General features: G+C 48.6%; 17 protein-coding genes. 2 read left to right on the top strand and 15 right to left on the bottom strand.

Annotated features, from left to right (window positions below; genetic code table 11):
• Nucleotides 1-168 precede the first annotated feature (168 nt).
• Together ACX93W_RS17955 and ACX93W_RS17950 are read right to left on the bottom strand one after the other, a co-directional pair.
• Complete coding sequence (locus tag ACX93W_RS17955; RefSeq protein ID WP_459393751.1) at nt 169-762, bottom strand: YdeI/OmpD-associated family protein; 594 nt, start codon at nt 760-762, stop codon at nt 169-171.
• A gap of 97 nt (nt 763-859) precedes the next feature.
• On the bottom strand, nt 860-2404 hold the full coding sequence (locus ACX93W_RS17950) for a GGDEF domain-containing protein (protein WP_459393750.1): 1545 nt from the start codon (nt 2402-2404) through the stop codon (nt 860-862).
• Nucleotides 2405-2616: 212 nt separating this feature from the next.
• On the opposite strand from ACX93W_RS17950, the gene ACX93W_RS17945 reads away from it, so the two are divergent.
• Nucleotides 2617-2946, top strand: coding sequence for a hypothetical protein (locus ACX93W_RS17945; RefSeq protein ID WP_459393749.1), 330 nt, complete (start codon nt 2617-2619; stop codon nt 2944-2946).
• Between the two features lie 33 nt (nt 2947-2979).
• Here ACX93W_RS17945 and hemG read toward each other — a convergent pair whose 3' ends face one another.
• The 13 genes from hemG to ACX93W_RS17880 form a co-directional block, all read right to left on the bottom strand.
• The gene (gene hemG, locus ACX93W_RS17940) at nt 2980-4572 is read right to left on the bottom strand and encodes a protoporphyrinogen oxidase (RefSeq protein WP_459393748.1); all 1593 of its coding nucleotides are present in this window, start codon (nt 4570-4572) and stop codon (nt 2980-2982) included.
• A 30-nt stretch (nt 4573-4602) separates the two neighbouring features.
• A complete protein-coding gene (locus tag ACX93W_RS17935) occupies nt 4603-5691 on the bottom strand; it encodes a TIGR04053 family radical SAM/SPASM domain-containing protein (protein WP_459393851.1) in 1089 nt (362 codons plus the stop codon).
• Nucleotides 5692-5871: 180 nt separating this feature from the next.
• Complete coding sequence (locus ACX93W_RS17930) at nt 5872-6594, bottom strand: transglutaminase-like domain-containing protein (RefSeq protein ID WP_459393747.1); 723 nt, start codon at nt 6592-6594, stop codon at nt 5872-5874.
• Nucleotides 6595-6612: 18 nt separating this feature from the next.
• Nucleotides 6613-7389: a helix-turn-helix domain-containing protein gene (locus ACX93W_RS17925; protein ID WP_459393746.1), complete on the bottom strand. Its 777-nt coding sequence runs from the start codon at nt 7387-7389 to the stop codon at nt 6613-6615.
• A 23-nt stretch (nt 7390-7412) separates the two neighbouring features.
• The gene (locus ACX93W_RS17920) at nt 7413-8327 is read right to left on the bottom strand and encodes a GNAT family N-acetyltransferase (RefSeq protein WP_459393745.1); all 915 of its coding nucleotides are present in this window, start codon (nt 8325-8327) and stop codon (nt 7413-7415) included.
• A gap of 293 nt (nt 8328-8620) precedes the next feature.
• Nucleotides 8621-9712, bottom strand: a complete 1092-nt coding sequence (locus ACX93W_RS17915; protein WP_459393744.1) for a Gfo/Idh/MocA family protein — start codon at nt 9710-9712, stop codon at nt 8621-8623.
• A gap of 33 nt (nt 9713-9745) precedes the next feature.
• On the bottom strand, nt 9746-10615 hold the full coding sequence (locus ACX93W_RS17910) for a sugar phosphate isomerase/epimerase family protein (protein ID WP_459393743.1): 870 nt from the start codon (nt 10613-10615) through the stop codon (nt 9746-9748).
• A gap of 22 nt (nt 10616-10637) precedes the next feature.
• Nucleotides 10638-12173, bottom strand: coding sequence for an ABC transporter substrate-binding protein (locus ACX93W_RS17905; protein ID WP_459393742.1), 1536 nt, complete (start codon nt 12171-12173; stop codon nt 10638-10640).
• Nucleotides 12174-12245: 72 nt separating this feature from the next.
• Nucleotides 12246-13139 carry a carbohydrate ABC transporter permease gene (locus ACX93W_RS17900; RefSeq protein ID WP_459393741.1) on the bottom strand — a complete coding sequence of 298 codons (894 nt, stop codon included), beginning with the start codon at nt 13137-13139 and terminating at the stop codon, nt 12246-12248.
• A gap of 12 nt (nt 13140-13151) precedes the next feature.
• Nucleotides 13152-14021 carry an ABC transporter permease gene (locus tag ACX93W_RS17895; RefSeq protein ID WP_459393850.1) on the bottom strand — a complete coding sequence of 290 codons (870 nt, stop codon included), beginning with the start codon at nt 14019-14021 and terminating at the stop codon, nt 13152-13154.
• A gap of 1164 nt (nt 14022-15185) precedes the next feature.
• Nucleotides 15186-15986: a transglutaminase-like domain-containing protein gene (locus ACX93W_RS17890; RefSeq protein WP_459393740.1), complete on the bottom strand. Its 801-nt coding sequence runs from the start codon at nt 15984-15986 to the stop codon at nt 15186-15188.
• Between the two features lie 100 nt (nt 15987-16086).
• Complete coding sequence (locus ACX93W_RS17885) at nt 16087-17724, bottom strand: response regulator transcription factor (protein ID WP_459393739.1); 1638 nt, start codon at nt 17722-17724, stop codon at nt 16087-16089.
• Nucleotides 17721-19463: a sensor histidine kinase gene (locus ACX93W_RS17880; protein WP_459393738.1), complete on the bottom strand. Its 1743-nt coding sequence runs from the start codon at nt 19461-19463 to the stop codon at nt 17721-17723. The genes ACX93W_RS17885 and ACX93W_RS17880 overlap by 4 nt, the downstream gene beginning before the upstream one ends.
• 318 nt (nt 19464-19781) lie before the next feature.
• Here ACX93W_RS17880 and ACX93W_RS17875 point away from each other — a divergent pair, with 318 nt between their 5' ends.
• Entirely contained in the window at nt 19782-21308 is a 1527-nt protein-coding gene (locus tag ACX93W_RS17875) for a carboxylesterase/lipase family protein (protein WP_459393849.1), read from the top strand.
• Nucleotides 21309-21337: the final 29 nt, after the last annotated feature.

Here is a 21337-nt window from a genome sequence, read left to right as displayed (position 1 = left end):
CAAGGCCATCCCCGCCCAAGAAAAAAACACTTCAGCAGGTCCAGGAACTACTGAAGTGGTGGAAACAAACATATGCAATTCTATATAGTGTTTCAAGAACAACCTGAAAGCAAATTATTTAAAGGGGGGAAAGGAATTTCTAGGACGTGTGAGTTTTCAGACACGCCCCTAGTCGTTCAAACCCTTCCCCTCAAAAATAGCACTTTGATACTTATCGATTCGCGCCTCTCGAGTTTTGGCCTGCTTGGCAGCCGAAAAATGGAGGAGATAAGCTCTTTGTCGTCCTGGCGTCAAAGCCTCAAACGCGGCTTTAAAAGCCGGCTCCGCTTCAAATCTGAATTGAAGCTCCTCCGGAAGCTGGAAGTCCATTGGTTTTTTCATTTCAACCTTCTGGCCAGATGTTTCGTTGTCCGCTGCTTCCAGAATGTAATCCTTCAGCTTATCCTCCTGATCCAAAATCTCTTGAACCCCCGTAAAACGGATTTGCCGTGCCGCCTGCACATTATCCGTTTGCTGAATCAACAGATGATGGGTGTCTTTCAGCAACGCTCCTTTTACAAATAGAAGCGCGCAATATTCTTTGAAGCCGTGGATCAGCACGACGTTTTTTGATTGCACCGTATAACAAGGAACGCCCCACTTAAAATCTTCGGCAAGCTCGCAATCCAGAACAATTCTTCTTAATTCCGCAAATTCATCACGCCACTTGTCGGCTCTGCCCAAAAAGCTGTCTACCTTGGGATTTACGATACGTTCCGTCATGTCCAGACCCCTTTTCATCCATATAAAAATGAAGTATTCCCTCCGGCTCAATTCGTTAAAAGGCCAATTGATAAAAGGCCTAAAAGTCTTTCGTTGCTTAACCGGACAAAAGCATGCTCTTGCGGCTTCGCTTAATTCCGTACATGGAGTTATCAGCATGCTTGATCAATTGATCGATAGCGGTCCCGTCTTGCGGATATCGGCTGACGCCGATACTCATTTTGACCGTTAACCGTTCCCCGCCATATTCAAGCACGTCCCTTTCAAGCGTTTCCTCCATCCGATGGACCATCTCGTGATCAGAGATCCCTATTCTGGGCGGCGGGCAATACAATACGAATTCATCACCGCCAAGCCGGGCTGCTAAGCCCGATTCTCCCGCAATTTTGGACATAACAGCAGCGACGTGTCGCAGCGCAAGATCCCCGGCCTCGTGTCCATACCGGTCATTAATCACTTTGAAGTCGTCGAGATCGATAAGCATGACGATGAGCTCATCCCCGCTATCCCGCGAGTCCGTAATGGCTTGCTCCAGCTTATCAAAAAAATGTCTCCGGTTCGGCAGCTCGGTCAGCGGATCATGATACGCCATAAACGCAATTTGCCGTAAATGCTCTTTCCTTGCCGTTATATCCCGAATCAGCACAATCACATGGGGTTCGTTGTTCACCGTAACATAGTCTCCGTTAAGCAACGAATCAATCTCGTAACTGCCATTGTAAAGCACAATCTCTAACTCGCCTATTTCGTCCTGTTCCTGCAATCGGTCAACCAGTTGGTGCCCTCCCAAAATAGAAAGGTTTGCGGAATCAAGATCGACATTATCAAACATCTGCCTTGCGCTTGGGTTTGCTTCTTTGATATCCCCCGACATGGAGACCAGCAGGATCGGCTGGGGATTCAAATGGAACAGCTTTTCGTACCGATGGCTCGAAAAATTAAGAAATTCATATTTTCGCATGACCATTCGCAATATAAAACACCAGACCAGTCCGGCGTACAAGTATGAATAAGGGGGAATGACTTCGTTAAACCGGAAGTAACCGAACACGACTACCCAGCAAACAGTCAAGAGGCTGCCGTATTCCAGCCAGCGGAATATGCCGTAATGCCCCGCCAGGGATGCTCTTCCTTTTCTCTTGCGTACAATACGCAGCCAAATAATCGGAATCAGGCTTAATACAAGACTTGCTGTAAGCGTGCCGTAATAGGCATCGTTGGCCACCGGCCATTTCCAAAAGCCGGTGTCGACAAACTGCTGAGCGGAAATGAGCTCGCGATGACTGAAGAATCCTGCGGGAATAGCTAGCAGTAAAACATGAAACAAATACGGATACCATGGCCTTGGAAAACGTTTGTCCAATCCCATCAGTTTGGCTAGCAAATGAAAGCCCAATCCCGGGATGGCAATTCCAACATTGGCAAACCAAAGAGCGGACAGCGCAGGACTATACTCTATAGGCAGCATGTAACGAATGTATTCTTCCAGAAAGAGAAGAAAGTAACAAAGAATCGTAAGGCTGACCAAAATATGCTCGCTCTTCTTCGGATTTCGCAATAATACATCGGCTCCCATATAGAAAAAAATCAGCATGGGAAGCCAGTAAAAAACGACAGGTATCCAAACTTCTGAGGGGCTCAAAGTTGTTTTCTCCTTCGTAGCTAGCTCACATTTTGTCCATATCTGTACTCATTCTATCACGTTCGCACTTCTTGTCGAGAGGAGGTTTCAATTTTATTTAATGCGTCAACTTGTACAAACTGTTTTATTTCGTCACAAATTCAAAACAGTTTTGTCATACCGAAGCATAGTAAACTATCCTCGTATATAGACATAGAGTGGAGGGGGACGGGATGTTTGAATCGAAGCATTTTACAATCAGCGAGGTAAGGGAAGATTTAAAAGCTGCCGCTTGGGATTTGCTGAGGAAACCTGTCGACTCCATTCTTTATATGCCGCAGGAATCTATCATTTTTGCCGGGATATTGCTTCTACCAATAATCATCCGCTTTTTGCTGACCGACATGATCGACATTTGTAAAAAAGGAATGCGAGAAGGCGACGAGTCTTTTGCCATCAACCCAGTAAAGGTGCCGGAACCTTATCACGCTTGGGGCGCGGAAGGCGTTTTTTATCGGAATCTGGAATTTATCGTTAAAAGCAACACAAAAAGCCGTGGATGATTTCCACAGCTTTATGAATTCATAGTTTTAACCTTATAGTTGGGAAGCTAAAAGCCCCTTCAACAGTTTATTGGCCATGTCTTTGCCTTGCGATATGCAGTCCGGCACACCAATTCCACGGTAGCCTCCGCCGCCAAGATAAATCCCTGGCATTGCCTCTGCCAGTTGCACTTCAAGCTCATCCATCCGATCGAGATGGCCAACCTGATACTGAGGCATAGAGTGTGGAAGGCGGTTAACTTCGGTAAATATCGGCGTTGCGGAAATCCCCATCATGTCCTTTAATTCATCCCGCACTTGCGTGATCAACTCATCATCCGAAAGCGCATTGGCATCGTTGCGTCCGTATTTTCCGACATAAGCCCGCAGCAGAATATGGTCTTGCGGAGCGGTATGCGCCCATTTGGACGATGTCCAGGTGCAGGCCGTTACTGTCCGTTCCTCCTTGCGCGGCACAACAAAACCCGATGCCTGCAAGGAAATCCCCGCATCCTGCTCCCGATAAGCGAGCACGACATTCATTACGGAAGCATACGGAATGGAGCTCAGCACGATGGATATCCTCTCATTCGGAATCAGCCTGGCTGCAACATGCGCGGGCGTTGCAATAATCATCGCGTCCGCATACAGGCTGGAACCATCCGTCAGTTGCACAGCATAAAGCTCTCCCTCTCGCACAATCCCGGATATCTCCGTATTTTTCATCAAACTTGCATTGTCAGCCAGAGCAGCTTCAAGCCGTTCAACGATGCCTTCTAGTCCGCCTTTGGCGCTCAGGAACATGCTGGATTTTGGCGCTTTTGGCGCTTGTTGCGCCTTGGCTGTATTTGCCGCTGCTTGCTCCTGGGATGCAGACGGCTTCATTGTCGCTTCAGCCCCCGTTTGCTCTTGGGAGGCTTGCGGCACCGCTACTGCTTTTGTTGTTGTTTTTGACGTCGCTACTGCTCCGGAAGCCTTTGGCTTCGACATAGACATCCTGCTTTTTTTGACGCCGAGCATGCCAACAATCAAGCTACGATGCTTCTGTTCCGTTTCTTGCAGCATTGGGAAGGTGGCTTTTACGCTAAGCGAATCCGCATTTCCCGCATAAATGCCCGCAAGCAGCGGCTCCGCAATTTGCTCCAGCACTTCATTTCCCAATCTACGGCGCAGCAATCCGCCCAGTGATTCATCTCCCATATCGCTCCTTCTCGGCAAAACAAGATCTAGCGAAGCTCTCATTTTTCCTCGAAGCGATAACAGTCTTGTTGTGATGAACGGCTTCCACTTGGTGGGAACGCCTAGCATAAAGCCATCGGGGATAGGATGCAGCCGATTGCGGTAAGCGATATAACTATGCGACGCCTCCGGCCTTGTTCCAACCACCTCGTTCCCCATGCCAAGCTCCTGCATCAGCTCCAGAATGGAGGTTTTGCGAGCAAGGAAAGAATCCGGGCCCCGTTCAATGACAAAGCCATTCTTCCGTCCTGTATGAACATGCCCGCCGAAACGGCTGCTTTTTTCTACCACTACTATATCCGCATCAACATTATGTGTTTTGCAAAGCTGCTCCAGATAATAGGCCGCACTTAAACCCGTAATGCCTCCGCCGGCTATCACAATCTGTTTTCGTTGTTGTTTATTCATCTCTGTCCACACTTTCGCCCAAAATACGCCTTACCGCAGCGCAACCGGTACATACGAGCATGCCGGATCGCTTTCCATAAAATCTCCCGTCATTCCATACGCTCTCGCCCGCGATCCCCCGCACAACGTCTTGAACTCGCACACCCCGCATTTGCCCTTCAATTGCGACTTGTCGCGCAGCGTATTCATAATCGGCGAATTCCGGTAAACGTCAAGCAAAGATTGCTCCTTTACATTGCCGCAGGCCACCGGCAAAAAGCCGCTGGGGTAAACATCGCCGGTATGGCTGATGAATACAAAACCATCTCCGTCATTTAAGCCTTTTGGAGCTCTTCCAAGCATATCGGCCCGCTTCAAGGGGCTGCTGCTGCCCGGTGCTTCCGCTCCGCGCTCCTGCAGCATCACCCGGCGATAATGGGGCGCTTCGGTTGATTTTATGCCGTACGGCATCTCTGTCGAAAGTCGGACAAGCCATTTCATGACGTCCTCATGTTCATCCGGGCTTATCATATCCATCTGCTGGGCTCTTCCCGTCGGAATCAGGAAAAACAGACTCCACAACACCACTCCCATCTCCTTAACCTTGCGGCTGATGGCCTCCAAGTCGTGCAAGTTGTAACGGGATACGGTTGTATTAACCTGTAATGGAATTTGGTACTCCTGCAGGTATTGAATGCCCCTCATCGTCATATCATAAGAGCCCTTTGTGCCGCGAAAATGATCATGAATCTCCGCCGTGGAGCCATCCAGGCTAAATGCCCAGCGCGATAGCCCAACATCCTTTGCTTTTTCTATCGCGGATCTCGTCACCTTTGGCGTGGCGCTTGGCGTCATGGAAACCGGAAGTCCTTTTTCCTTAATGGCATATTCCGCAAGTTGGAACAAATCCGGACGCATTAGAGGGTCTCCGCCCGTAAAAACGAATAACGGCTGCTCCTCCATCGCCGCAATATCGTCGATTAGCGCTTTGCCTTCCTCCGTCGTCAGCTGTCTGGGGTCCGCCCTATATTGAGCTTCAGCCCGGCAATGCAGGCATTTCAATGCGCATGCCCGCGTTACCTCCCAGATTACGATAAATGGATATTGTCCATAATCCCGCGGCTTCATTTGAGGTTTCATTTGAGGCATCAATCCACATTCTCCTCCCCACACACAGTCTACCTATAGTAAAGTAGATGCGCGGTTTTGGGAGTGAGATGGATCACATCCCTACTTTAAATAGGGAATCCGCTTGGAGCGCCTGATCTACAACGATCTAATTATAAAAGGTATAGACAAAACAGCCCTCTTCATCTAGGGTTATCCCTTCCTGATCCGTCTAACATTCCGATTCATGAGATGCCTTACAATTGAGCTGAAGATGGCTCTTTTGAGCGGACCCAAGCCTTGCCGGTGTTTGCTGAAAAAATCATCGGCGCTATCGAAAAGGCCAAGGTCCTGCACAATGCCTTCTTTTTGCACATACGTATTGTTTTCATTCCAATAAACCTCGGGGTTTTGGAAATTGTCCGTTGCAACACCGTAGCCGCAAAACGAGCCTGTGCATTGCTCGAATTTACGCTGCAATTTGTTGAGGTAAGGAAGATCCAAAATAAACCCTTCGATATTCAGCCACTTGCCCTCGTACGACACTTCCACCCAGCTGTGCAGGATTTCCCGTGGCGACAGAAGGTAATACCAGCTTCTCATGGCACCTTTCTGCAAGCTTTTGTCGATTGTAAAACCATGCATGCGGCAGGGAATGCCTACGCCTCTAAGCAGCGCCATGAACAATACGCCTTTTGTGTTGCATTGCCCGTAGCCATCCGCTAACACTTCAGATGCCGGTATATCATCCGCCCTGTTGTATCCAAACTGAACCTCGTCACGGACGTAGTTGTAAATGCCGAGAATTTGCTCCTTCACGGGCAAGCCGGCCCACCCGCGGCTTCGAATGAGCCCCGCAATCTCGGAATGGGAGAAGTTCAACAAATCCGTTTCTTGTATGTATCCTTTTACGTATCCTTCTGTGTTTGCTTTCATCTCAAGCACCTCCTGCCTTTATTCTACAACTCCATGCAGACAGGAAACTTGCAAAAAGACGCTATCTTTGCGAATGTCCTTCGCCGTCATGCCCAGAAGCCTTTTGCTTGTGGCGGCAAAATGGGACGGGCTGTCAAAACCGGCTGCCATAGCCGCATCCGTAATGCTGACCCCTCTGAAAATAAGGTAACAGGCCTTCTGAAGCTTGTGCAGCAGAATGTATCCGCTCAGCGATGTACCTGTGTTTTCCTTAAAAAGATGGGAGAGACGGCTGTTCGACAAACCCAGTTGTCCTGCATACAGGCCCACGGAGTGCTCGGAACCGGTACATTCTTTGACCAGCTGAATCAGCTCCTCGATCCTTTCATCCGCAATGGCCGGTTGCATGTATTGAACGCCAAGCCGCTTTAAAAGCTGATCCAGAAAGGCTTGATAGCTCAATCCGTCTACAATGTCCGAGAGATGATTCCGAGCAAACCCGGCTGCCTCTTTAACCAAGTCCCGCGGAATCAGACCGTATTCGTCTTCGCCTATAAACCGCTTGAAGCTTGCGGCCAAATCGGAGGTACCGTCCATAAGCAGCATAAGCAGCGGATGCCCCGCTCCATTAAGGCTATGGGCAACGTTCGATTGGATAACGATGCCGGCGCAGCTTATCGGCTGTCCCTCAACTTCGATTTGAAATACGGAATCCAGGGAAATGGCGACCTGTACAAAAGAATGCCCGTGCTCCTCCGCATCAATGGCGTCGGAAACGACCATCAGGTGATGCTCCGCTCCGTACAGCTTCATCATGTGTGATCATCTCGTTTCTGTACTTACGAATGGGTCCAAACCATCTCGTGCTGCACGACATATAGGTCAAAGCCGGAAGCTCGCAAAAACTCGTTTGCCGCCTGACAATCCGCATCTACATTCAGGATGCTGATTCTCGGCGCTTCCGTGTTGCGGGCCATCCATTCTAGCAGGCTCGTCCCAATCCCCCGTCTCCGGTGATCCCGATGCACCGCGATTTGCGGAACGTCTCCCGAGCGAGGTGAAAGGATGGCGTAACCAACAATATCATCGCCATCAAAGGCTGCGGCACAACGGAATATGCCGGGAATCGCGTTGATCGCTCCGGAATCATTTTGCCATGAAGGCACGAAATCACAAAATGTCATAAAGCGCTCTGGTTCAACGTGTTCCATCTTGCGGATTTCCCATGTGGATGAAGTCGCGCGAATATCCACGTTCGTTTCCGATGATGACCCTGGTGCATCCATTGTCCGGGTGGCCTCCGATGCGGGTTCACTCAGGTCCTTCCGGTAACAGTTCAGCACCCGTTCCTTGCGAAAGCCATGTTTGGTATACAAGGCAATAGCTGAGGAGTTGTCAGCCAGCACCTCCAGCAAATAACGGCTGACGGAATCTTTCTGCAGCTTGTTGAGTACAAGGCGCAGCATTTCGCTCGTCAGACCTTGTCTGCGGAAATCCTGCACAACACCCGTGCCGAGATCATAAGCCGTCCATACCCCGTTCCGGTTTCTAAGGCCGTTCAGCACGACGCCGACCAATCGCTCGCCGCTAAACGCCCCAATTGAAATGTTTTCATCATAACCTCTTCTGAGGAGCATTTCATTAAATCTGTCCAACGGAATATCCATCTTCACCTGATAATCGGCAAAAACGCCAAGAAAGGCTTCATGCAATGTTTCGATGCGGGTACCCTCAAGAAAACGGTATGTAATCATAGCTTCTCCTCCTTGCCCACGGCACGATATCCTGCTATAGATTTATTATACCGTGCAGACAACAATGAGAAGAAGCTAAAAAAATCCTCTGTTATCTTGAAACGCAGATAACAGAGGAGAGGAGAACAAAAGGCCTTATTGTTATTTCATCTGGCTCGCTAACCATTCCATCAATTAGACCTCTTTGCCTTTGATAACTACAGGTTTGCCATTATAATCTATGGAAACGTCATTATTCAGTACATGTATCCATGAACAGTGTCCATCCCTTCAAGAAATTTCCCTGAAGCCTGCTACAAATAAACTTCCTTGCCCGTTGCTGACGATTCATAGATCGCTTCCAAAATCCGCGTCACCACAAAAGCCTGCTCCGGCTTAACCAGCGGTTCCGTATCATGGATGACCGCCTCCAGCCATTGCCGGGCTTCCTTCACTCCCGGATCATTCGCCCCTGCTCCAAAATAAGCGATGCCGGGACCGCCAGCCGCCTTTGTCTCCATCTGCTTCCCGAACTGGATGTTGTTGAAGATCAGCTCGCCCGTATAGTCGGCGCCCTGCTTCATCTCTGCTCCGCCGTTTGTGCCATATAGCGATGACTTTGCTTCCTTCACATCCGTCGTATTTAACGCCCAGGAGCTTTCGAGGAAAATGGTTGCGCCATTCTCCATCTTGATAAGCCCAAATGCAGAATCCTCGACTTCCAGCTCCTCCGGCTTCCATGGGCCAAACATATTGCCCTCCGGTTTATCCCGCAGCTTGTAGAAAACCGAACCGCTGACGGATTTGGGCTTGTAGTTGTCCATAAACCATAACGTCAGATCAAGCGCATGGGTGCCAATATCAATCAGGCAGCCCCCGCCTTGCTGCTCTTTGTCGGCAAATACACCCCATGTCGGGAGAGCCCGCCTTCGGATGGCATGGGCTTTCGCCATATACACCTCACCCAAGGCGCCATCCCTGCAAGCCTGATGCAAGGTTTGCGAATCGTCATTCCACCGGTTTTGGTAGCCGATGGTCAGCTTTTTGCCCGTTCGTTTGGCGGCATCCAGCATTTTAAGCGCTTCTGCCGAATTAATTGCCATCGGCTTTTCGCACATCACATGTTTGCCAGCCTCCAAAGCGTCGACTGTTATGAAGGAGTGTTGAAGATTAGGCGTCAGCACATGCACAATATCAATTGTGTTATCCTCCAGCAACTGTTTGTAGTCGGTATACGTTTTAGCATGTTCTATCCCAAACTCCCGCGCCGCTTTTTCTGCCTGCTCCGGGATGATATCGCAGAACGCAACCATGTCTACCAAATCGCTATTTTGCTTAAGGGACGGCATGTGCTTCTGAAAAGCAATGCCTCCGCAGCCAATAATGCCAGCTTTCAACTTCTCCATGGTCTATAACCCTCCTAAATGAATGTATGTCATTCAAAGGAATTTGCGCAAATAAGCCAGATCGTTACGAACGCTTGCAAGCTTATCCGCAGAATCCCCTTCATTTTCAACCAATGCATATTTCACATGTCCAAGCTCCTTGATCCTCCCGTACACATGGGCAAAATCGAAGGCGCCAGTACCCAGATCAACAAAGTCCGAAGGTACAATATATTTGCGGTATACATCCATCAATCCAAGTCCCTCGTCGCCGTTCGCCTTAATGGATTCAAACAGATTAAGAGGGCCGGACAGCTGATTGCTGTAATCCTTTTGATGAATCATATCGCAGCGGTCGCCTGCTGCCTCCATAACCGCAATCGGATCAACGCCGGCACGCATTACCCATACAAGGTCCAGCTCGAACTTCAAATGTTTGGAATCGGTATGCTGAGCAAGAAGATCAAACAAGGTTGTATCCCCATCCGACTTAAATTCATGGGCATGATTATGCAGATACAATTGAAAGCCGCGCCGCGTTAGCTTGTTGCCAAGCTGCTCCAGCTGTTCGGCGAGTCGCAGCGTGCTGTCGCGATCATCCATCCACACCGATGGAAGCACAAGCGACATGCAGCCAAGCTGCTCGTAATAGTCCATCAGCCCATCCCAGGAGTGCGCGAGCAACTCTTCGCCGGGCATAGGTCCTTCGTGGGCAGCGATGGCTTTAAGGCCGGATGCCGCAAGCTCGGCCGCAACCTCCTTGGCCGGAAACTCATCGCTGAAACGCGTCATTTTCGCCATATTGAAGCCCAGCATTTCCAGATGGGTATACCCTGCTTCCGCAAGCTGGCGCAAGGTGCCGTAGTAATCTTGAGCCAGCTGCTTATGGACCGAATAAATGTTAATGCCTGCTGTAATGCTCATGCCGGAACATCTCCTTTAATTCTTATTTATTGGCTGCAGCCCATTCATCCAATTGCTTTTGTTTCTCGGCAACGATTTTGTCCATGCCTGCGGATTTCAGCTTTGCGATAAATTCCGGCAAATAGTTGTCGGGGTCAAGCGTGCCGTTTTCCAGCCCGATCTTGAATTGATCCTTCACGTTCTGAACAGCCGCTACCTCTGTTTTGACAGGATCCGCTGTAAAGCTGAAGCCAAGCGCTTTGGATTTCACCGCCGAGTTGTTGAACTCATCCAGCTTTGTCCATAGGTCTGCGCTATCCCCCTCCCAAATGTAGGAGAGCAATTGATTGCCCCACATCCAGCCATGCGTCGGATTGTAGGTTGCATTGGAGGAATCTATGCCCGCAGGGAAGCCGATGATATTATCTTCTTTTACTTCATAATGCTTGCCTTTAATCCCGTAGTCGATCAGGTTAACGAGGTCCGCGTCCGAATAAAGCAAGTTCAGGAACATCATCGCACGCTCAGGGTCCTCCGAGTTTCTTGCGATGCCGAACATAATGTTGGCAATGGATGAAGTTGTCGAGATCGCAGGAGATATACGCGCTGCAACAAGCGGCGTGCCTGCCAAGAGCGACTCCTTGCTCTCATAGCCGGGTTTCATATGCGCCATAAAGGCAAATGCCTTGTTTGCTTTGATCAATTGCTCGGAAGTGGTTTGATTCGTCGAAATATCTTTAGGAATAAAGCCTGCATTGTACCAGTCTCGCGCTTGTTTCACCAGGTCTGCATATTCCGGCGTTTCATACCAGTTGACTACCTTTAGCTCGCCGTCAAACCCAACCAATACGCCATTTTCGTCGCCTAGCGGGTCGATGACGCTGCCAACGATGGATTGAATAACCGAAAAGCTTGGACCCTCGGGCAAAACAGCTGCCATCCCCGGCTCATTGTCTTTAATGGTTTGAAAAACAGCGGTCATATCATCCAGCGACTTAATCGCGTCAACATCAATTTGGTATTTGTCTACGATGTCCTTGCGCATAACGAGGCCATAATCTGCCGCCCAATCGCGCACGCTTGGAACCGCATAGATTTTTCCGGCCGAAGACCCGGCTTTAATGACATCTCCGCCAACAACCTTTAATATATCTCCTCCGTATTCCTCCAACAGCTTATCCATTTCTACGAGTTGTCCTTTAGCAGCCTGCGTGCCAAAGTTAAGTCCCGTACTGGTAACAAGAATGTCCAGCGGCTCATTGCCGGCCAGCATCAGATTCATCTGCTGCTGCCAAGCCCCGATATCAATCGGCAGAAATTTAACGGTTGCATTGATTTTGGCTTGCGTAATTTTATTGACCTCAGCTTGAACCTCAGGCAAATCCTTGATTTGGCCGATGCTCAGAAAAGCGACCGTCATTTCATAAGGCTTTAAATCAGTCGTTTTGCCCCCATCTCCATCGGCGCTGTTCGTTGTCCCGGCATTCGGTGCGTTACCGTCATTATTGCCGCCACATGCCGCAAGCACCAGCATAACCGCCAGCAGCATCGCCACTATACCGTTTGTCCGTTTGCTCACCTTTGCAACCTCCCTGTTTTTAAGCTTCTATGCCAACCGGCTGAAAGCCGTGTATAGCAACTGTTGCCGTAATTAACCTTTGACCGCGCCAATGACAAGCCCTTTGACGAAATACTTTTGAAAAAACGGGTATGCGCATAATAGAGGCACGACGCCAATGACTGCCATGGCCATCCTTACCGTTTCCAGCGGTATGGACGCGTTTGCGACTTCACCCGCATTCAGCGTTGAGGCATTGTTTTGGATAAATTGAGCGTTGAGCAAAATCCGATTCAACAGGTTTTGCAAGCTGAACAGCTTGCTGTCGGTAATGTAGATAAGCCCGTTGAACCAGTCATTCCAATAACCGATTGTTTGCATAAGGCCAATCGTTGCAAGAATCGGAAGCGATAGCGGCAAAATCATTCGGAAGAAAATTTTGAATTCGCCTGCGCCGTCAATGGAAGCGGATTCAATAATGTCATGCGGTATCGAATTTTGGAAAAACGTCCGCATAATGAGGACAAAAAAGCCATTGGTCAGCAAGCCTGGAATGATAAGCGCCAGCAGAGAATTTTTCATATCGAATACTTGGGTGTAAATGATATAGGTCGGCACAAGTCCGCCGTTGAACAGCATCGTGAAAAAGACGTAAAAGGCAAGCTGCTTGCGCAGTGGCATATCCTTGCGCGACATCGGATAAGAGAGCAGCGCCGAGATGGACAAACCAACGAAGGTGCCAACTAGCGTCACCACGATCGTAATGCCGTACGAGCGGGCAATATTTTCAATATCGCTCCACAAAAAGCGGTAAGCCTCAAGGCTCCATTGACTTGGCATTAAGGAATAGCCTTCTTTTACAATGGAGGCTTCGCTTGTAAAGGATGTTGTCAGCAGCAGCGCAAACGGCATGAGGCACATCAGTGCAAGGGCGATAAAAAAGACGTGTATGCCGATTTGAAATAGTTTGTCCTTTGTTCTTTCCATGGCTATCCCCTCCTAGAACAACGCATTGTCGCGATTTCGTTTGCTTACCACATAATTGAACAGCAGCACCAGCACGAAGCCAACTATCGATTGGTACAAGCCGGCCGCAGAGGACATCCCGATATCGCCGAGGTTGATGAGCGCGCGGTACACATACGTATCGACTACGTTTGTCGTTGAGAGCAATTCGCCTGTATTTAGAGGCACTTGATAGAATAAACCAAAATCCGAGTAGAAAATACGTCCAATTTGCAGCAGCGTCATAATCGTAATCACCGGCATAATCAGCGGAATCATAATGTGCGTAATTTGGCGCCATTTGCCCGCTCCGTCGATCGTAGCGGCTTCGTAATACTCCGGATCAATACCGATAATAGCGGCGAGATAGATAATGCAGAGATAGCCGGCGTTTTTCCAAATGTTCACGATAACCAGAATGACCGGCCAATGTTTAGGCTCGCTGTACCATGAGATAGGGTCGATTCCAAAGAGCGGAAGAATCTGCTTATTGATAAAGCCGGTTTCGCCGCTCAACATCGCCAGCGCCAAATAACCAACGATAACCATGGAGATCAAATAAGGAATCAGAACAATGCTTTGATAAAAACGGGCGGCCACTTTTTTCTTTACTTCATTAAGCAAAACCGCAATGCCAACCGCTATAACCAGGTTCAAAATGATGAAGGTTATGTTGTACAGAAGCGTATTGCGGGTAATAATCCAGGCATCTTCCGTTTTGAACAGGTATTCAAAGTTTTTAAAACCGATCCAATCGCTGGCCAGGATGCCTTTTGCAAAGTTAACGTCCTTGAAGGCAATCATTAAACCCAGCATCGGCAGGTAATTGTTGATAAACAAATAGATGACTCCGGGTATGATCATTATGAATAATGGCGCGAAACGTTTCAGTTTTTTCAATACGGGACTTTGCGCCCGCCTTACTTCTGTCCCCCGCTCCGCTTGTTTCGCTGTCGCCGCGCTTGCAGTTGTTTCCATTGCGCTTGCCGTTGTTTCCATCGAGCTTGCTGTTGTTTCCATCGAGCTTGCTGTTGTTTCCATCGAGCTTGCTGTTGTTTCCATTGCGCTTCCCCCTTTCGCCTCTTGTATCCTTATCTTAGTTTCTTGCGGGGGGAGCACACTACGACTAATCCGACTTCTTCGTTGTCGTCTTCCGACATCTTGGGAATACAGCGAAACGGGCTTGACACACCTTGTCCTGAAAAGCAAACAAACCCTCCGTTCCGCAATGGGCGGACGATGGCTTATTGCCTGACGTCACGCTGCTTGCGGAATTGGAGGGCTGCAGTAATGATTTTCAAACCGTAAAAAACATGAACAACGAGGAGCAAAACTGAAATTAGCGCTTGACTTCGATAGATCTCAAACACTGCGGGACCAGGGGCTTTCGATTGCCGGACTCAGTTTGTAATCCGTACGCGGCGTCTTTGTGGAGCGCCAGAGCCGGAAGCTGGGCTGCACGCTATGGTCTTTCTGTACCTATGGTCTTTCTGTACGCTATGGTCATCCTGCACGCTATGGTCTTTCTGTATTCTATGGTCATCATGACCGTTAGAGCCCCGTTTGGATGCAATGTTCATGTTTAAAGGTCATCCATGACCGTTAAAGCCCTGTTTGGATGCAATGTCCAACTTTAAAGGTCATCCATGACCGTTAAAGCTTACATGCATCCCCAAAACGAGGCTTTTGAGATTCTAAAGGACACGGATGACCGTTAGCTCAAGCCAATGCATCCATTTGGGGTTCTAACGGTCATCCGTGACCGCTAGGCAGGCGAAGAGCAGCTGCCCTTCGTCATTTTCATGTCAATTTCAATGTCCATTTCCATGTCAATTTCAATGTCCATTTTCATGTCCATTTACCTATAAATTTACATCTTCATGTACATTCCCCTTTTCATTTCCATTTTCATGTCCATTTCCCTGTCAATGTCCATGTCCATTTCGAAAAAAGGTTACCGTCTTCCGTATTTAACACGCTTGCTTCATGAAATCAAACGCTGATGATAAGGTGGAGCCTCAACGAAAGTTAATATAAAAGGTCCAATCCTTTATAAATCAACTCATCGCTTTCCGACTCTTTTCTCCATTGCTGCAAATTTTCATTATCGCCCCATTTTTTAATGCGGTAGTCGATATTAGCCAACGTATTCTGTTTAACATCAAATCCACATGGCGTAATGTTGATTGTTCTTTGTGTATCCATATGTTCGGAATTGGTCCCCTGAATATCAGTGATCATAAATCTGAACAAGTCCTTTGCAAAATACGAGGCTATTTCATCTACATTTATTGGAGTGCCGTTATGGTTTGCTCCATTGATATAAACAACGTCCTCTTGATTTGCCAAAGCTCTCCGTAGTTCATATAGATTTAACGGGATGTCATTGAAAGCAACATACAAATTATAGGTTGGGTCAAGCATAACCCATTTGTTTATTTCGCTTATCCAGGCTTCACAGACAACATGATTGTCAAAGTCGTATGGTGAAAAAGGCATGATATAAACCGTTCGAGCCTTTATACCTACGGCAAGCAAACATTCCGTTAAAGCAAGGGATAAAGCGCGGCAATTGATGCCATAGCTCTCCCCTTTTCCAAAAGCATAATCCAACAATTCCATTGCTGAATTCGAAACATGGTTGTCATAATTGCCGTAGTGGTGGACATGACATGAAATCCAGTTCAACATATTTATCGCTTTTTGGAAATCCGCTCCTGTACCTGCGATTTCTTTTAATTTATAACTTTCGCTTAAAACAGTATAATCAGCGTCCAATAAATAGTTGATTGTAATATCCATACCATCATCGCGGAAATCTTCCGTCATCTTGAGTATTCCGGAATAAACATCAAACATCATAAAGTCCCTACATTATCATTTCACTTCACTGTAATTGACGCTAAACCCCACCTCTGCGCTGCTATCTCTAGTTGCCCCTTCGGTTCTCCTGCGCAAAAGCGCTTTGCTGCCGCTTGCGATATTCCTGCGGCCCAACCGACGTTGCTTTTTTGAACATTTTTGAAAAATGCGAGTAGTTGCCATAACCCAGCTCATAGGCAATGCTCGTAATGGCCAGCTCCGTCTTCGCAAGCATTTGCTTGGCAAGCGCTACCCGTTCCTTCAGCACATATTCGGAGATCGTCAGCCCTGTATCCTTTTTGAAAAGCCGCGCCAAATAATCGGGATGCAGGCATACGTGGCTGGATATATCCTCGCGAGACAACTCCTCGCTCATATGTTTGGCAATATAATGCTTGGCCTTGTCCACAACGGATTGCGTTTCATCCCTGACAGTCAGATTGCCGCTGACCTCCTTGATCAACACCCCTACCCATTCCGACAAGTCGGTAATGGAACGGGTTACCGTATCCGCCCGTTTCATCAGCGCTGTAGCGGAGAATACCTGATGCGCCCGCAGTCCCTTGGCATGCAGCACCTGATGCGTCATTTGCAAAAAATCCTCATAGAAGCCGCGCAGCCAGCGGGCATCGGCCTGTCCCGTCTGCTTGACTTCGCCCAAATACTTTTCAATTTCCTGGAGCATCTCCTTGCCGCAGCCAAGCTTAAGCATTTCTCCCCAGCCGCTCATAACCGGGAGAGGCGCAACATCCGGGCATTCGCCACATTGGCTCAAGGCAATTTGCACATTTGTCCGCGTCACATTACGCGACTCCAGCTCCAGAAGCTGCTCATACATACCGCATATTTCCTCAACAGGCACCGCATCTCCCTTATAACAGCACAGATCGCAGAAAAAATACCGATTGCATTCTTCAATGTAGTAATCGAGCTTCTCCTTCAACTGCCCGCTGTCAACCTCGTCAATAGGCAGCAGAGCTAACAGCGCCCCGCTGCCGACCTGAATAATTCTGCCGAGCCCGGACTTGTTCAAAATCATTTCCTCAAAGGAATTGCGCAGCGCATACTCCATAATTTTTTCCTCGCGCGTTGTCAGCTCCTTATACCAACGCTGGACGCTGATAAGCACAGGTTTATAGTGCGGCAGCTCCCCATAGGCGAGATTATGCTTCAGCAGCGCTTCACGAATGGCTTCCTTCGTAGAAGAAATGGAATGACTGAGCAAATCCTGCCAGAAGCGTTCCATAAACATCGGCTGATACGATTCCCACAGCCGATAATAATGCTCGTACATATCTGCAAATTGAAGCTTCTCGCGGTCGAGCTCGGCTTTGGTCAACTTGTCCAAAACCCGCTTGACCGTACTAGCCAGTTCGGGGTAAAGAACGGGCTTGAGCATGTAGTCGCAGCTGCCCAGTTGGATCGCTTTTTGAGCATACGAAAAGTCGGCATGACAGGTAAGGAACATAGCCTCCGTATCCGGATAGTGAATTTTCACCCAGTCCAGAAGCTCAAAACCGTTTCCCTGCGGCATTTCGATATCGCAAATAATGACATCGATTTTGCTGTCGCTCATAATTTCCTTGGCGGTGCGGATATTGTACGCCTCATGCACAACCGAAATGCCAAGCGATTCCCATTCGACGCCTGCTTTAATGCCTCGTACCGCATGCCGCTCATCATCCACAATCAACAGCTGCCTCATTGTTTTTGTCCTCCTGTCTCCTCTGCTTGCATCGGAAGCCACATCTCCACGACTGCGCCTTGGCTGGAGCTGCCGCTAAAAGCTATGCGGGCTGCATCATGATACAGAAGCCCAAGCCGCTGCTTCACATTCTGAATTCCGATATGATCGGTTTTTTCATTGCTCAGCTCCATATCCCGCTGAAGGAGCGCCAGCACCTGCGGCGGGAAACCTTCTCCCGTATCTTCAATGCGGATATACAGCGTATTTTCATTATGCGCTCGCGCAGTAACGGCGATGTGAACCTGCGTATCCGTATTGACGGCATACTTAATGGAATTTTCCACGAATGACTGAATGATTAACGGCGGAATCGGAATTTTGCCAAGACTTTCATCGCTATGGATAGCGAAGGTCAGATCGCCCGGAAAACGCATTTCCTGAATGCGCAAATAATTCATCGTATGGGCAAGCTCGTCTGACAAAGACACAAAGGACAAATTGCTGCGGAACATAAAACGGAAATATTGTACGAGGCAGTGAGTCATTTCCTGAATGAGGCGATAATCCTTCACCTGCGCCAGGTTATAAACAATGTTTAGCGAATTAAGGAAAAAATGCGGATTAATCTGCAGCTGCAAATGTTTGAGTTGAGCTTTTTTGTAATTCAGCTGCTCTCGCAGCACATTAACCTTTAGCTCCTGAATTTGGGTGATCATACGGTTGAATGAAACGTTAATCAGCTCAAATTCATAGGTGGAGGACGGTTTTGTGATCCGGATATCCAGATTGCCGTCTTCAGCCCGGCGCATCGCCAAAATGATGCGGTTGACCGGAACTAGCACCAGCTTGCGCAGCATCAGCAATATGATCGGCAATATAATAATGGCACCAAAGGATATGAGGGAAACGATTCTGCGCAAAAATGGCAATTTTTGCAGCACGACGCTATCGGGAATGAGAGCGACAAGTCCAAAACGGCCGCGCGAGGAGCGTTCGCCAACTGCGATAAACTGATCGTTGCTGCCCGTCAACTGGTAGCCCTCATCGCTGCTGCTAAGTTCAATCGATATGTCGCTATTCATCGACGTTTCTACAATCGGCTTCATCTGGTCGTCCGTCAGAAAGGCGCTCCCGTTCTGGCCCAGGTCAATCAAATGCAGCGGCACCATTAATTGCTCCACATTGCCCATCGCGCCAATATAAATGTCGCCATATTGAAGGATGTAGGTCAAGTAATTAGCGTCCGCCATAGATTGAACGAACCATTCCTTCTGCAACGGCTTATTGGCAAGCTTAATCGTATCAACAATGTCCTTCTCCATCTCGGTTCGGGTATCGTAATCAGGCGCAACGCCAAACACGCTCATTAAATCATCGTTTTTGGGCGAATAAATGAAGAACAGATCCATTGACTTATAATTGGGCAATTCACTGCTCAATTGATTTCTTAACTGGATTTTTTCAAAAGAATAGCTGTCGGCATTTTGCTCGCGCGGCAGCTCCAGCACCAGCAGGCCTGTCTCTGTTGCCGCCACATTATACAGATATTTCTCCGCTTCCTCCAAATTGCGGTCAATTTGGCCCATGTACAGAATGATTAAATTTTTATTGGACTGGGCCACCCCATTGCGAACGACATTAATCGCATACAAGTTGTTGTAGATCATGAATGAAAAAATCGGAATAACAAGCAGCAAAAAACCGAATATAAGCTTAAAGCGGAGTGTGCGATAAAATGATGGATGCCGGAATCTCATGGCTTACCCCTCTCCTCTGCCGCTTGCTTTACCAAAGTATATTATGCCTTGAAAACGTTTTCAACTAGATTGTGCTTCCATCGGTTACATCTCGTGCTCCTCTATTTTTGTTTTTCGCCAAAACAACCCGTCTAATTGCAGTATTTTTATCCTCCAACTGCTATTCTTTGACCCATGGAATCCTTACGGAGGTTTTCTTAAAATGGAGTTAGATGACATGGACACGCCATTTCACATTCATGTAAGCGCATCCAAAGTTCCCGATTGGCGTAGTCCATATACGCTAAACACTGAGAGGAGAATGTTGCGTTGCTTAGAATGGTTACGGTGGAACACGGACAAGTGCAGGGACTGCCCGCAGCAGACCCGCGTATTACCAGCTTTAAAGAAATCCCTTTTGCCGCGCCGCCTGTAGGCGAGAATCGTTGGCGCGCTCCACAGCCGCTGCCCGCCTGGAACGGAATTTTGAAAGCTTTTGATTTTGCCCCAACCTCCATGCAAGCCAAAACGGTCATTGACGACAACAACATCTACACCCGCGAATGGGCTGTTGATCCCGATCTGCCGATGGACGAGGACTGCCTCTATTTGAACGTTTGGACGCCCGCCAAAAATAAAGACGAGAAGCTGCCCGTATTTGTTTGGTATTTTGGCGGAGGTTTGCAGGTTGGGCACACCGCGGAAATGGAATTTGACGGGGAACGGATCGCGCGCCGGGGCATTGTAGTCGTTACGATCAATTACCGATTAAATGCCTTTGGTTTTCTGTGCCATCCGGAGATTAGCGCTGAATCCCCAGGTGCGCCAGCCAACTTCGGGCATCTCGATCAGCAGGCAGGCACACGTTGGGTCAAAGACAACATTGCAGCCTTCGGCGGCGACCCAGACCAGATTACGATTGGCGGGCAATCGGCAGGCGGCGGCAGCGTATTGGGCCAGTTGACCTCTCCGCAAAATAACGCTTTATTCCAGCGCGCCGTCATTATGAGCGGAATTGCTACCGAGCTGTACCCGAAGGTGCGAGTGCCGGCAGTTCGCACATTATTAAAGGATGCAGAGCGGGAAGGCGTGGAATTTTTCCGTTTCCTGGGGGTATCCTCTCTAGCCGAAGCCCGGGGGCTGGATGCTGAATACCTGCGAGATAAAGCGCTGGAGTACAAAGGGTTCTGGGGGACAGTTATTGATGGCCAATTCTGCATAGGAGATCCTTTTACCCGTTTTATTCAGCATAAGCGAGAGCTCGTCCCGGTTATGCTGGGACATACCTCCTCCGAGTTTTGGACCCGTCCCGTCGCGGGCAGTCTGGAGGAGCTGCGGGATATGGCAGTCGAGCTGTTTGGAGAGGAAGCCCCTGCCTTTTTGCAGCTATGCGAAGCTGATGAGGGGGATTTGGAGCATGCATTGCATATGGCATCCGTCCGTATGATTCAGCATGCCATCCTGCTGGCCGTTCGCGCAAATAGCGGCCATCCTTCCGGAACGCCGCTGTATTATTATAACTTCGACGCCGAAATTCCCGGTTGGGACCAGCCGGGCACCTTCCACTCCGTTGATTTGTGGTTTTTCTTCGAAACGCTGGCCAAATGCTGGCGACCCTTTGTTGGCAAACATTACGATCTTGCCCGTCACATGTGCAATTATTTGTCCAATTTTATTGAAACAGGGAATCCAAACGGCCTGGATACAACCGGTAAACCAATGCCGTATTGGATGCCATGCACAACGGAGCAGCCCTATCTCATGGAATTTTCCGATCAAGCCGGATTGCAAAAAGCGGATGACAACCCTATGCTGGCGTTTCTGGTGCAGCACTATTTCAAGCAAACCAAATTACCTGTCGCTTAATGGTTTATGAGTAAGCGCCATGGTCCTGA

The organism is Paenibacillus sp. CAU 1782 (assembly GCF_054551715.1).
Note: the sequence above shows the minus strand (reverse complement) of the source record. Positions and strands in the feature narration are given on the sequence as shown.